We start from the raw sequence: 13,279 nt of genomic DNA, 5'->3' as shown, positions 1-13,279 counted from the left end.
TAATAACTATGGGTAATTCTAAAATTATATTTATATCTAAATAAGGAGATATAACATGAAGAAATACAAATTGTTATTATTGGGTTTACTAGTAGTTATAATATGTGGAGCTATTTTATCAAGATTGTATATAAAATTAAACAATGATAAAATATGCCAAGGTATATATGTTAATAATATAAGCTTAGGAGGATTAAATAAAAAAGAAGCAACAGCATTGTTAGAGCAAGAAGTAAATAGATTATTAGCCACAAATAAAATAAAATTAAAATATAATGATAAGGTATATGAGTATACTTATAAACAGTTAGGATATACCTGTGATTACATAGAAGTGGTAGATGAGGTCTATAAATTGGGAAGAGAAGGTAATTATCTTGATAGACTTTTATCTATGAGAACGCTCAAAAAAACTAATCACAAACATACATTAAAACTCATTGATAATATAGAGGTGATAAAAACTCATATAGTAAATGTATCAAAAAATATAGACAGAAACCCAGTTAATGCATCAATACGTTACAGTAATAGGAAGTTTGTGATCAACCCAGAAATAAATGGAATAAAAGTAGACAAAGAGAAGTTAGAACAATTAATTAAAAGTTCGGTAACCAAAAATAAAAACATAGAAATACCTGTGATAGTAATAAAGCCTAAGAAAACAAAGGAATTATTATCACATATAAACTATAAAATATCAGGTTTTTCTACGTCATATAGCACAAAGAAAATAAACAGAACTTATAATATTAAAAGAGCTAGTACATCAATAAATGGTAGATTATTGATGCCAGGAGAGATAATTTCTTTTAACAATACTGTAGGTTCTCGAAATAGTAGAAATGGATATAGACAAGCCAAAATATTAAAAAATGGTGAATATGTTTTGGGTATGGGTGGTGGAGTATGTCAAGTATCTACTACACTTTACAATGCTGCATTGTTAGCTGACCTAGAGATAATACAAAGGAAGAATCATTCACTACCATCTTCTTATGTGGCAAAAGGAAGAGATGCTACAGTAGTTTTTAATGTATATGATTTGAAATTTAGGAATAACAAAAAATATCCTATATATGTTATGATGTATAATAGTGGGAATAGAGTGTATGCTTCAATATATGGAGATAAAAATGATAAATATTACGATATAAAAATAACATCAAAAGTTCTTAGCAAGACACAAAAACCAGATTATAAAACTAAAATTGACAACAATCTTAAATCAGGAGAAAGGATTGTTGATCAAACATCTAGACCAGGATATAAAGTAGTATCATATAAGAACTATTATAAGAATGGTAAGTTTATAAAAAGCGTTAAGCTACATACAGATGTATACAAGCCGATGATAGGAATAATTAGAAAAGGACCTGATAATTAAAAAAGACATAAAAGGGGGATATAGCAGTGAACATAGAGTTATATAAGAAAAGTATAAAATGTCCAGTATGCCAAAATGAATTTAAAACAACAAAAGTAAAGGCATCAAGAACACGCGTATTAAAATCAGATACGGATTTTATGATTTATTATAAATCAGAAAACCCTTTATTATATGATGTAATAGTTTGCCAAAAATGTGGATATGCAGCGTTAGAGAGTAAATATAATTATTTTCCTAAAGCAAAGAAAAATATAATGCAAGATTTTATTACATCAAAGTGGAACAAAAGAGATTATACAGGTGAAAGAACAGTCGATGAAGCATTACTATGTTATAAACTAGCACTATATTGTGGACAAACATTAAAATTTAAGAAATTCGAGCTAGGAGGATTGTGTATGAGAATAGCTTGGATACATAGACTAAAAGAACAAAGAGACGAAGAAATCAGATTTATTAAACTAGCACGAGATTTATACGAAGATGCGTATTCAAATGAAAATATACCATATGATAAAATGGATGAAAATACACTTACATATCTAATGGGAGAGCTAAACAAAAGACTTGGTGACTATAGGGAGTCCATAAATTGGTTTAGTAAAACAATAGGTGGTACTACAAAACCTTCTCCTAGAATAGAAAAGCTAACAAGAGAACAATGGATGCAGGCTAAAGAATTGTATAAAGAAAGTGGAGGAGAAAATGCTGAGGTTATATGAACTTAATACAGATTTTTGCCCGATGTGGGCGGCTTTTTCAGATGAAGGGTTAATTAGATTATGTATAAGCAATGAAGAATCTATATATGATTACAGTAAAAAATATCAAGGTAAAATAATAGAGAAATCCAAAGAAAAAGATAATTTGTTAAATAATTTAAATAGTTACTTTAGTGGAGAGTTAACACAAATAAATATACCATTAAAAATAGAGGGTACAGATTTTCAAAAGAGTGTTTGGAATGAACTTATAAAAATACCATATGGTAAAGTTGCTTCGTATAAAGATATAGCTGAAAGAATTGGCAATCCTAAAGGGTGTAGAGCAGTTGGCATGGCAAACAACAAAAACAAGATACCAATAATAATACCTTGTCATAGAATAATTGGTCATAGCAAAGAACTAGTTGGTTTTGCAGGAGGACTTGAGCAAAAAGCTAGTCTCTTAAGAATAGAAGGTCACAAAATAATAATCAAAGAAACGAGTAAAGGTAAAAAATACTATTTACATTCATAGTTAAATCTGAATTATTCATGGAACGTGGATGAATATGCTGTAGTTTTCTAAATTACAATATTTCAACGAATTTTGAAGGCGTGCTGGGTAGTGCGGTTTATAGAAGCATTGTAATTAGAAGAATATTGTATAGTTATTGATTTTCTATGGATAATTTAGCTTCAATAGTGTCATAGTAGTAAAACTTCTCATAAAATAATATATAGAAGGTTATGGGAAGTGATATTGTGCATAGAAGACGAAGAATTAGGAATATGACATCCCAAAACCCAGTGATTTTCATCCCTGGGATTTTTGGTTCTATAGGGCATAAAATCATACCGGGTACGGGTAAAATGAGATTTGGTCCATCAAAATATGTTTATGAACCAGTTATGGTAAACTTTGAAGAGATGGGTTATGTAAGAGGGAAGACAGTATTTGTTTGTTTCTATAATTGGAGAAATTCCAATGAAGTTAGTGCTAGAGAATACTTAATACCCACATTAGAAAATGTAAAAAAAATAACAGGAGCAAAAAAAGTTGATATAGTGGCTCATAGTATGGGTGGCTTAGTGGCTAGATCGTATATACAAAGTGAAGATTATAAATACGATATAAATAAATTGATATTAGCTGGTACACCGAATGCAGGAGCATCAAGTTCATATTATTTTTGTGCTGGAGGTAAACTTCCTTATGATGAAGTAAATAATAATTTTTTCCTTAAGGCTTTATGGGAAGGATTTGTATGGTATATGAAGAAATCTAGTAAAGGCGGTGGAATGAGAAAATTAAAAAATTTTTTCCCGAGTGCTACGGAGCTTTTACCATGTAAACACTTTGGAGATTATATATTCAAAGATGATGATAATAAAGATTTAAAATTCATACCAATAAATGATATGGCAGTCCAAAATGAATTCCTCAATGAGCTAAACGATAATAAAAAAATACTAAACAGAAAAAAAATAAAGATATATCAAATGATTGGATATGGATTTGAAACAGATGAGTATATATGCATAGAAGAAACTGATGGAAAAATATGGAAAGATGGAAAGCCGATCTATAGCGTAAAAACAGTATATGGTGATGGTAGAGTGACATGTGATAGCTGTAAAACAATAACAGGAAAATATGTACTAGTGACCAGTAGCCATACAGATTTGTTAAAAGATAATAAAAATGTTTTGGCTGGCATGTTGAACAGACAGATAGTACAGAAAAAATCAAAAGTTGATAAAGATAATAAGATATGCAATCTGCTAATCAACAATGCAAAACGGACTCGTATAAGAATTAATGGGCAAGAGATAGTAGTAGATAAACGATATAGGAATGATTTAGATAGCATAAACGTAGAAAAAATTGGATATAACAATTATTGGGTTATAATTTGTGTAAATAATAAAGATGATTTGAAAATAAAGGTGGATCCATTGACTAGAAAGTGTAATATAAGCGTACTCAGCAATAATACCGCTAGCAAACTTGATATACAGGATGTGAATATTGCACAGTATAAGTGGTTAACAATATAAGCAATAAAAACGAATAAATATTATGCCTAATAGGGCTGTCGTATGAGACAGCCCTCAGACTGTAGACAAATGCCCAATTTCTGCGTTGTTGTTAAAATTCCCGTTGCTCACTTACCTCTAAGTAAGCTATGCTACTCAATTTTAACACGCCTTGAAATTGAACTTTTACTAAAGTCTGCTATCTTGATGACTTTGTCCTCAATCTAAGGGATGCCTGTTAAGGCATCCCTATAATTATATTAGTTCCTGGAGAGAATTTACAATGTCCTTTAACTCTCCAATTTGGGCAAGTAAAGTAGCATTGCCTTTCTTAGTAATATGGTAGTGCTTCATAGGCATATTTATTTTTTGATTTATTAACCAAGTGTTATCAACTAAATTTATAGCTTCAAGTTGATACAAATGTGAATAAATAACACTCTGATTTAAATTAAGATAGGGTACTTTTTCTTGCATTATATTATATAAATCATTAGCTACAAGCTTTTTCTTAGATAATGAATATAGTATAAATACATTTAAAATTGATTGTTCTAAAATATCAGTCATAAAATTCACCAAAAACCACCTCATTACATCAGAAAATTTCAGAAAATTAAGAATCTTATTAATTATTAGTAATATTCTGATAAATTACAGGATTCATAAATATTTAGCAGAATATAAACATAAAGAGTATATTATACAATATTACAATGAAGGGAAAAGTATTAAAAGTTTTTGATTAAAAAACAAGCATAGGAGGGGTATAATGAACTGTCACAAAGGCAAATTACTTATGGAGAATATGGAGAAAATAATAACAGGTAAAAAAGAGGTAATAAAGTATGTAGTAATAAGCTTATTAAGTCGAGGTCATGTGTTGATAGAAGATGTTCCAGGAGTAGGAAAGACAACATTAGTAAAAGCATTGGCGAGATCAATAGAATCTGATTTTAAAAGGATTCAATTCACACCAGATTTATTACCATCAGATATAATAGGTATTTCAATTTATGATAAAAACACACAAGAATTCAGATTTGTAAAAGGACCGATATTTGGTAGTGTTATATTAGCAGATGAAATCAACAGAACATCACCAAAAACTCAATCAAGTCTTTTAGAATGTATGGGAGAGAAAAAAATAACAGTAGATGGAGATATATTTGAGATGAAAGAGCCGTTCATAATATTAGCAACACAAAATCCGATAGAATATGAAGGAACATTTCCTCTTCCAGAAGCTCAATTAGACAGATTTTTAATGAAGATAACTATTGGATATCCAGATAAATTTAGTGAGGTTACAATATTAGAAAAGTTTCATAATAGTGATCCATTATTAGATTTACAATCGGTGGTAAGTAGCCAAGATATTGTAGAAATGCAAAATGAAGTAGATGATGTACATGTAGATGATAAAATATATGACTATATAGTTAATATAATAAATGAAACTAGAAATGATACAAATATAAGATTAGGGGTAAGTCCAAGAGGAGGAATAGCGTTGTTAAAGGCTTCTAAAGCTATTGCTTATTTAAATGACAGAGATTATGTATTGCCTGATGACGTCAAAGAACTTGCAGTACCAGTGCTAAATCATAGAATCATGTTAACACACGAAGCTAGAGTAATGAACCTTACTAAAGAAGATTGTATAAAAGATATAATCTTTAAAGTGAAAATTCCTGTGGTGAGCAACAATGACTAAAAAAGTATTGTATATATGTATTGCAATAATAAATTTGTTATTAGCACTACTAGTAGGGGGAAGATTTTCATACTTTATGTTTTTATTAACAATTTCTATATATTTGTATGCAAAGATATCAACATACTTTATCAGAAAAAATTTGATAGTAAATTTTTGGATAGACAATACTTGTATTAACAAGGAAGATACAGTAGTAATAGATTACAATGTATATAACTCATCTATATTTCCAATCCCATTTATGATAGTATCAGACGAAATACCTAAAAGATTATCAAGGATAGCAAGTAAAAACGAAATATACCAAGCAAACCCTTTTGAGACAACAATAATTAGCAGAGAAATAGTATCAGAGCATAGAGGGCAATATGACTTAAGTGAATTAAAGCTGAAAATAGGGGATATATTTGGTTTAGTAAAACAGGAAGTTACATTGAGAGATCCAATAAAATTGAAGGTTTATCCTAAAATATACCCATTAGAAGAATACAAAATAGACATGGTAAAGTCTTTCGGCAAAATTATTACAAATAAAAAAATCTACGAAGATTATTCAAATTTCCGAAATCTAAAAGAGTATATTCCAGGTGATAGTGTAAAATTGATTGATTGGAAAGCTAGTGCAAAGAATGATGAACTATATATTAAAAAATTTGATTCATCCTCAAAAATCAAGATACACATATATCTAGATTTTAAATTCAGTAAATTTAAGGCAGATAAAACAAGCGATATTGAAGAAAAATTAGCAGAATGTGCAATTAGCTTAAGCTATCATATGCTTAAAAAAGGATTTGAGACTGTATTTACAACATATACAGAAAAGAGAGTTAATATAGCAGGTAGAAATTTAAATGCAATAGGTTCATTTTTAGAGGTGTTGTCAATTATTAGGCCTAAAAGTGAAGTAGGCGTATGTGAAATGATTAAAAATGGACAAGGTTCTGAGGATAATGATGGTGTAATAGTTATAATGACACCACATATAGATGATAGCCTAAGAAAAACAATAGCAGAGTTAAAAATGAGGAAAATCAATGTAGCGGTTATTTTAGTAGGTAAGTTTATATATGTAAAAAATATAAAAGACTTTGAGATACTTAAGGAATTAAAAGTTAAACACAACATAATTGACATAAATGACAATATATCACAGGTTTTGAGGTGAAAAGGTGAAATCACGATTATTATCATTAATAAATATAGGAATAAGCTATGTATTTTTATTTTATATATTAAGACTCTTAAATCTAGAACTGTCCTTGATTAATACGTCTATAGTCATAATCCTACCAGTAGTTATATCAATTCTAATTAATTTAATGTTTAAAAATAAAAAAATTACGCTACTAATATTAATAATAATACTAACAGTAGGTCTATTTCTAGCATTAAAGTACAAAGAAGAATACAAATTAGTAAAAGAGACGATAGCAGATTTTATAACTTGGGCTATTAGGTTTATAAAAGGATATGGAATAATTCACAAGAATTACAGTTATGTATTAATAGCAGTCTTAAGTATAGTTATCACAAATGTTTGCTATTTATTATATATAAAAAATAAATCTATAATACTTAAGCTTCTCAGTGGAACAGCAATATTTCTTATAAGTTGGTTTTATTATATAGATTTCGCTCTGAACTATTATATAGTGTACTGTTTTTTTATGCTAATATTGATTGGAAACAAATCTTATCAAAGATATAACAAATCATGGAGTAAGGATAAAAGCTTAACCGTATATGTAAGAGAAAGCAAATGGCTTAAATATGCAATAATATCATCGCTCATATTAACAATCTTAGTAGCTATATTGCCAAAAGATATAGCACCTATTTCCTGGCCGTGGCTTGATAGAGCTATAAATAGTAGATTTCCACAGCTAGCAAAGTGGAGAAATGATCATAATAAATCACTAGGATATGGTACTTCAGTGAGTTTTGATTTGTCTATTACAGAGTTACAAAGTGAAAAAAACAGACTAGGAGGACCTATTACTCCATCAAATACACTTATGTTTAGAGTGAGAGGAGAAGAAAGAAAATATCTAAGAGGAAGAGTTTCAAATACCTATACAGGTTTTCATTGGAAAAGAGAAAAAACGATATTTACTAAGCAAATAGGTGGAAGTAACTTAAAATACTTTAGAGAAGGTTTAGTTAAAGGGAAAGTTAACAACCTAGTAATTGAGCATGTAGGTATATCTACATCAACCATATTTGCACCACTTGTTAGTAATCAGGTTCATATAGAAGGTAACAACTATGTAAATAGGAACTTTGAGATGTTTAATGAAAGAATGATAATGAAAAATGAAAATTATAAAGTTTATTATGTCAAGAATAATTCATTAGGATATAGAGGTAATTTTCGAGAATTAACAAATAAACAAAAGCAGGAATGTTTGCAGATACCAAATATAGTTCCGGATAGAGTAAAAGAGCTAGCAGAGCAAATAACAGCAGGTTATGACAATGATTTAGACAAATTGACAGCTATAGAGAACTATTTAAGAACTTATGAATACACATATGAGGCACAACTTAATCCATACAACAGAGATTTTGTAGATTATTTCTTATTTGATACTAAAAAAGGGTACTGTACTTATTTTGCATCAGCAATGGTCATATTGGCACGAAGTGTTGATATACCTACTAGATATGTAGAGGGTTTTTCGATGCCACAGGCAAAGAAGGATGGATATTATGAGGTTTATAGTGACAATGCACATGCTTGGGTAGAAGCTTATATAAAAGAAAGAGGGTGGATAACCTTTGAGCCTACGCCCGCGTATGAATTAATTAACCATGATATAGAAGAAGAAAAAGAAGACAAGAAGCAGCAGATAACTAAGGACTATAAATCACAATCTAATACAAGAAAAATGAAAGCAATGTTAGACTTAGAGGAGGAAATGAATTTTAGTTTAGAAAATATAAAAAACAAAGATAAAAATAAAAACGTAAATATATTGATAATATTATATATAGTGCTTATTTTAATAGGATTAATAATTAGTATCTTTGCTTTAATACTATATAGAAATAATAGAAAGATTAAGCAAAAGAAAATTAAAATAAGTGGGACAAATGAAATAGTCAAATATTACGTTAGTTATATCAACAAAATTATAGAGAGAAATGGAACCGTAAGAGAAGAGCAGGAGACTATATCAGAGTTCTTTACTAGAGCTGAAAGCAAGTTACAAGTAAAAGAAATAGCATTAGAAAAAGTACTCGACATATATCTTAGGTCAATTTACAGTAAAGGCATTATAGACAAGGATGATATAAAGTATGTAAGAGATTATTATTACAAATGGTTAGAATCTAAACAAAATAATACGTCAACTATTAAAAATAAGTATTTATATTATGAAATAGATAAAAAACTTCTTCTTTAAAAGATTGTAATAATTCATATCATTGTATATACTATACGTATTGAAAAAAAAGCATAGGAAAGTACAGAGGTGAAGATATGAATTACAAAATGATAGCGATAGACATGGATGGAACATTGTTAAACAGTAAACATACTGTATCAGATAAGAATAAAAACATGCTAAAAGTAGCTACAGAAAAAGGTATACAAGTTGTTATATCAACAGGGAGAATATTTACATCAGCGAGATACTACGCAAAACTTTTAGGGTTGATAACACCTATAATAGCATGTAATGGAGCATATGTATGTGAATATCACAAAGACAATGTGTTATACGACAATAATATAGATTCTTATAACGCAGGAAAGATAATAGATATATTAGAACAAAATGATATATTATATAGGTTTTATGATAATGACAATTTTTATCTTAAAAAGTTAGAACGAATGGATGAAAAGTACATTGAGTGGAAAACGACATGCGAAGAACTGTTTAAGGTTAAGATAACCAGCCTTGATGATGTGAAAGCTTACGTAAAAGAACATAAACCTAAAATTTACAAATTCTTTGTAACAGAAGAAGATGAACAAAAGCTAAATAATGTGAAAGAGCAAATAATGCAAATAGAAGGAGTAGATGTGGTTAGTTCGTGGAAAGGGAGCTTTGACATAATGAATAAAGGTGTGTCAAAGGGAGAGGCACTAGAGGAACTCTGCAAAATAATGAATATAAAAAGAGAAGAAGTTATAGCAATAGGAGATAATTTTAACGATGTATCAATGATAGAGTTTGCTGGCACAGGAGTAGCTATGGGTAACGGAGAAGATGAAGTAAAAGCAATAGCTGATATAGTGACTGATTCTAACGATAATGATGGAGTAGCAAAAATATTAAGAGAGTTAATAGGGTAAACTAAGATTAGGAGAGATAGAATGTCATTAAATATAGTATTAATAGAACCAGAAATACCTCAAAACACAGGTAATATAGCGAGAACATGTGCAATAACAGGAGCGGTTTTACATTTGATAAGGCCTCTAGGATTTTCTGTTGACAGTAAACACTTAAAAAGAGCAGGTCTTGATTATTGGGAGTTATTAGATATCAGATATTACGATTCTTTTGAAGAGTTATTAAATCAACATGATAAAAGCAAGTTTTTTTATGCTACTACAAAGGCATCGCATAAACATACCGATGTAAAATACACTGAGGATTCCTTTTTAGTGTTTGGAAAAGAAACTAAAGGCATACCAGAAGATATACTAAACTCTAACAAAGATCAATGCATAAGGATACCTATGAAAGACTGTGAGGCAGCAAGGTCTTTAAATCTTGCAAATTCAGTATCAATAATAGTATATGAAGCATTAAGGCAGACGGATTACCAAGGCTTAAGATAAGACTGTAAAAAGATACCACCATAGTATTTGCAAAAATCACATGAAATTTAACATAGATTTAACAAAAGTATTATTAATTTATTGTATTATAGAATCTGATGTTAGAAAATACTTAGGAGGACTTATATGTTAAAATTAGTGTTTACAGTACTTGGGGGACTTGGATTATTTCTATATGGTATGAATCTTATGGGAATGGGACTTCAAAAGGTAGCTGGAGATAAGCTTAAAAAGCTTATAGAAATACTTACGAACAATAAGCTCATGGGAGTTTTTGTAGGTGTACTAGTTACAATGTTAATACAAAGTAGTAGTGCTACAACAGTAATGGTAGTCGGCTTTGTTAATGCAGGGCTGATGTCATTGTCACAAGCAATAGGTATAATAATGGGAGCAAATATTGGTACAACAGTAACAGGTCAGCTAATAGCTTTCAAATTAACAGACATAGCACCACTAGTAATAGCTATAGGTGTTGCAATATGGCTAGTCTCATCAAAAAAGAAGAATAAGGAAATAGCCGAAGTACTGATTGGATTTGGGGTATTATTTTTAGGTATGAGTATGATGTCAGGGGCATTGAAGCCATATGCTAAATCACCAGTATTCATTGATATTATTAAAAGCTTAAACAACCCATTTTTAGGCATATTAGTAGGTTTTGGTATTACTGTATTAGTACAAAGTAGTAGTGCATCGCTGGGACTATTACTTGCAGTAGCATCAACAACTGATTTATTTACTCTAAATTTAGCATTTCCAATATTATTTGGTCAAAACATAGGTACTTGTGTTACAGCAGTACTATCAAGTATAGGTGCAAATAAAACAGCCAAGAAGGCAGCGTTTATGCATTTATTATTCAATATAGTTGGAACGGGTATATTTATGATTGCTATATATGTGTTACCAATACAAGATTGGATAAAAAAGCTTAACCCTACCGACATAGAAAGACAGATAGCTAACGCTCATACAATATTTAATATAGCAAATACGATTATATTATTCCCATTTGCTGAACTAATAGTGAGAGCAGCAAATAGGGTGATTCCTGGGGAAGATGACGATGATGAGGTACAAGGTCTTAAGTATCTTGATCAAAGGATAATGGAGACACCTCCGATAGCAGTAGGAATGGCTTCAAAAGAAGTTCTAAGAATGGGTAAATTAGTCAAAAAGACATTAGCATTGTCAAGAGAAGCATTCTTTAAATCTGACGAAAAACTAACACATAAAGTATTTGAAGAAGAAAAGAAAATTAATTGGATGGAAAAATCTATAACTAATTATTTAATAGAGCTGTTAAATGCACCACTTACAGATAGCCAACATGTAATAGTAACAACTTTATTAAACACAGTAAATGATTTAGAAAGAATAGGAGACCACGCAGATAATTTAGCAGAGTTTGCTCAGTATAGAATAGATAATAAAATAAAGATGTCTGATTATGCTCTAAAGGAAATAGACATAATGTTTACAAAAGTGCAAGATTCATTTGAAAGATCATTACTTGCATACAAAGATCCTAACGAGAAGATAGTAGCGTCAGTAATCAGTGCAGAAGAAGATATAGATAAAATGGAAAAACAGCTTAGAGCTAACCACATAGACAGACTCAATAAACAGCAGTGTTCAGGTAGCTCAGGAATAGTATTCCTAGATATAATAAGTAACTTAGAGAGAATAGCAGATCATTCATCAAACATAGCATTAGCAATAAGAGATGCATTATACTAGATTGTTATAAAGAACTGAAAGAGAATAATTTTCAGTTCTTTTTTATTAAGTAACAAAGAAAAAAGGACTACTTTTGAGTCCTTTTTAGATTGATGACAAAGGCATCAAAATAACAGAGTGTAAAAAGAGCTCAATTTCAAGGCGCATTAAAATTGAGTAGCAGAGCTTACTTAAAGGTTAGTGAGCAACTGAAATTTTAACAACAACGCAGAAATTGGGCTTTTGTCTACAGTCTGAAAGGACTATTTTGAGTTCCTTTATTCTTAATCTATTCATCAATTTTAGCGGCTTCTAGTACCTCGTTCATTTTGGACATTATGTATTCATATCCATTCTTACTGTGAGGTATTAAGCATCCACTACAATCTTTGATTCCATTTACATATTTGAAGTTACCACCACATTTATCCTTTAGCATATATAATGGACAAAAGCAGAACATGCAATTAAATTCCTTATCATCTTTTACTTTATGACAGGGAAAATATTCACATTTTCTGTGATTATAAAATTTATAATTAGTAGTCTTAGTTTCACTCATATATAGCACCTCCAAAACAATTATATCAAAATAGTGTCAAAAGTTAAAATTTTTAATATACTATAATAGTAGAACTAAATGAGCAAAATAGAAGCTTTGATAGCATAATTAAAGGTTAGAATTATTAAAATAAAAAAATATTTAAAATAAATGTTGAATTAAGGATGAGCGTGTATTATAATAAAGCTGTAAAAGTTAAAAATTAAATGAAATCTGGATGACGAATACGGGAGAGAACAGATTGTCGCCGAAGGAGTAAGCATTGAGCTTGCCGTTCAAATGTGAAGCTCTCAGGCAAAAGGACCGTATTTTGACAGGACTCTGAAGAGCGTAAGCACCGTAG

12 protein-coding genes and 1 riboswitch are annotated in these 13,279 nt (G+C 29.8%); of the genes, 10 read left to right on the top strand and 2 right to left on the bottom strand.

What is annotated here, in order from left to right:
• Positions 1 to 55 precede the first annotated feature (55 nt).
• The 4 genes from P3X86_RS06170 (at position 56) to P3X86_RS06155 (ending at position 4,152) form a co-directional block, all read left to right on the top strand.
• Positions 56 to 1,387 carry a VanW family protein gene (locus P3X86_RS06170; protein ID WP_483291783.1) on the top strand — a complete coding sequence of 444 codons (1,332 nt, stop codon included), beginning with the start codon at positions 56 to 58 and terminating at the stop codon, positions 1,385 to 1,387.
• Positions 1,388 to 1,413: 26 nt separating this feature from the next.
• Complete coding sequence (locus tag P3X86_RS06165) at positions 1,414 to 2,112, top strand: DUF2225 domain-containing protein (RefSeq protein WP_483291782.1); 699 nt, start codon at positions 1,414 to 1,416, stop codon at positions 2,110 to 2,112.
• Entirely contained in the window at positions 2,096 to 2,629 is a 534-nt protein-coding gene (locus P3X86_RS06160) for a methylated-DNA--[protein]-cysteine S-methyltransferase (protein WP_483291781.1), read from the top strand. The genes P3X86_RS06165 and P3X86_RS06160 overlap by 17 nt, the downstream gene beginning before the upstream one ends.
• Before the next feature lie 227 nt (positions 2,630 to 2,856).
• Positions 2,857 to 4,152: a lipase family alpha/beta hydrolase gene (locus P3X86_RS06155; RefSeq protein WP_483291780.1), complete on the top strand. Its 1,296-nt coding sequence runs from the start codon at positions 2,857 to 2,859 to the stop codon at positions 4,150 to 4,152.
• 234 nt (positions 4,153 to 4,386) lie between these two features.
• Here the strand turns inward: P3X86_RS06155 and P3X86_RS06150 are convergent, their stop codons facing one another.
• On the bottom strand, positions 4,387 to 4,710 hold the full coding sequence (locus tag P3X86_RS06150; protein ID WP_483291779.1) for a helix-turn-helix transcriptional regulator: 324 nt from the start codon (positions 4,708 to 4,710) through the stop codon (positions 4,387 to 4,389).
• Between the two features lie 193 nt (positions 4,711 to 4,903).
• Here P3X86_RS06150 and P3X86_RS06145 point away from each other — a divergent pair, with 193 nt between their 5' ends.
• From P3X86_RS06145 to P3X86_RS06120, 6 genes are all read left to right on the top strand, one after another.
• Positions 4,904 to 5,848, top strand: coding sequence for an AAA family ATPase (locus tag P3X86_RS06145; RefSeq protein WP_483291778.1), 945 nt, complete (start codon positions 4,904 to 4,906; stop codon positions 5,846 to 5,848).
• Positions 5,841 to 7,019 carry a DUF58 domain-containing protein gene (locus P3X86_RS06140; protein WP_483291777.1) on the top strand — a complete coding sequence of 393 codons (1,179 nt, stop codon included), beginning with the start codon at positions 5,841 to 5,843 and terminating at the stop codon, positions 7,017 to 7,019. Before P3X86_RS06145 ends, P3X86_RS06140 begins: the two co-directional genes overlap by 8 nt.
• Before the next feature lie 4 nt (positions 7,020 to 7,023).
• Positions 7,024 to 9,261: a transglutaminase-like domain-containing protein gene (locus tag P3X86_RS06135; protein ID WP_483291776.1), complete on the top strand. Its 2,238-nt coding sequence runs from the start codon at positions 7,024 to 7,026 to the stop codon at positions 9,259 to 9,261.
• Between the two features lie 77 nt (positions 9,262 to 9,338).
• Entirely contained in the window at positions 9,339 to 10,160 is an 822-nt protein-coding gene (locus P3X86_RS06130; protein WP_483291775.1) for a Cof-type HAD-IIB family hydrolase, read from the top strand.
• Positions 10,161 to 10,181: 21 nt separating this feature from the next.
• Positions 10,182 to 10,652, top strand: coding sequence for a tRNA (uridine(34)/cytosine(34)/5-carboxymethylaminomethyluridine(34)-2'-O)-methyltransferase TrmL (gene trmL, locus P3X86_RS06125; RefSeq protein ID WP_483291774.1), 471 nt, complete (start codon positions 10,182 to 10,184; stop codon positions 10,650 to 10,652).
• Positions 10,653 to 10,778: 126 nt separating this feature from the next.
• On the top strand, positions 10,779 to 12,395 hold the full coding sequence (locus P3X86_RS06120; protein ID WP_483291773.1) for a Na/Pi cotransporter family protein: 1,617 nt from the start codon (positions 10,779 to 10,781) through the stop codon (positions 12,393 to 12,395).
• Between the two features lie 268 nt (positions 12,396 to 12,663).
• Here the strand turns inward: P3X86_RS06120 and P3X86_RS06115 are convergent, their stop codons facing one another.
• A complete protein-coding gene (locus tag P3X86_RS06115) occupies positions 12,664 to 12,936 on the bottom strand; it encodes a cysteine-rich small domain-containing protein (protein ID WP_483291772.1) in 273 nt (90 codons plus the stop codon).
• Between the two features lie 217 nt (positions 12,937 to 13,153).
• Positions 13,154 to 13,252, top strand: a riboswitch (glycine riboswitch).
• Positions 13,253 to 13,279: the final 27 nt, after the last annotated feature.

This window comes from Abyssisolibacter sp. ZYX002, from assembly GCF_056892235.1.
The sequence above is the reverse complement of the archived record's forward strand: the minus strand, read 5'-3'. Positions and strand labels throughout refer to the sequence as shown.

Excerpts from the sequence above, each read along its gene's own strand:
- P3X86_RS06160 (WP_483291781.1), top strand. The coding sequence starts at position 2,096 with ATGCTGAGGTTATATGAACTTAATACAGATTTTTGCCCGATGTGGGCG.
- P3X86_RS06140 (WP_483291777.1), top strand. The coding sequence starts at position 5,841 with ATGACTAAAAAAGTATTGTATATATGTATTGCAATAATAAATTTGTTA.
- P3X86_RS06115 (WP_483291772.1), bottom strand. The coding sequence starts at position 12,936 with ATGAGTGAAACTAAGACTACTAATTATAAATTTTATAATCACAGAAAA.
- P3X86_RS06130 (WP_483291775.1), top strand. The coding sequence starts at position 9,339 with ATGAATTACAAAATGATAGCGATAGACATGGATGGAACATTGTTAAAC.
- P3X86_RS06120 (WP_483291773.1), top strand. The coding sequence starts at position 10,779 with ATGTTAAAATTAGTGTTTACAGTACTTGGGGGACTTGGATTATTTCTA.
- P3X86_RS06170 (WP_483291783.1), top strand. The coding sequence starts at position 56 with ATGAAGAAATACAAATTGTTATTATTGGGTTTACTAGTAGTTATAATA.
- trmL (WP_483291774.1), top strand. The coding sequence starts at position 10,182 with ATGTCATTAAATATAGTATTAATAGAACCAGAAATACCTCAAAACACA.
- P3X86_RS06145 (WP_483291778.1), top strand. The coding sequence starts at position 4,904 with ATGAACTGTCACAAAGGCAAATTACTTATGGAGAATATGGAGAAAATA.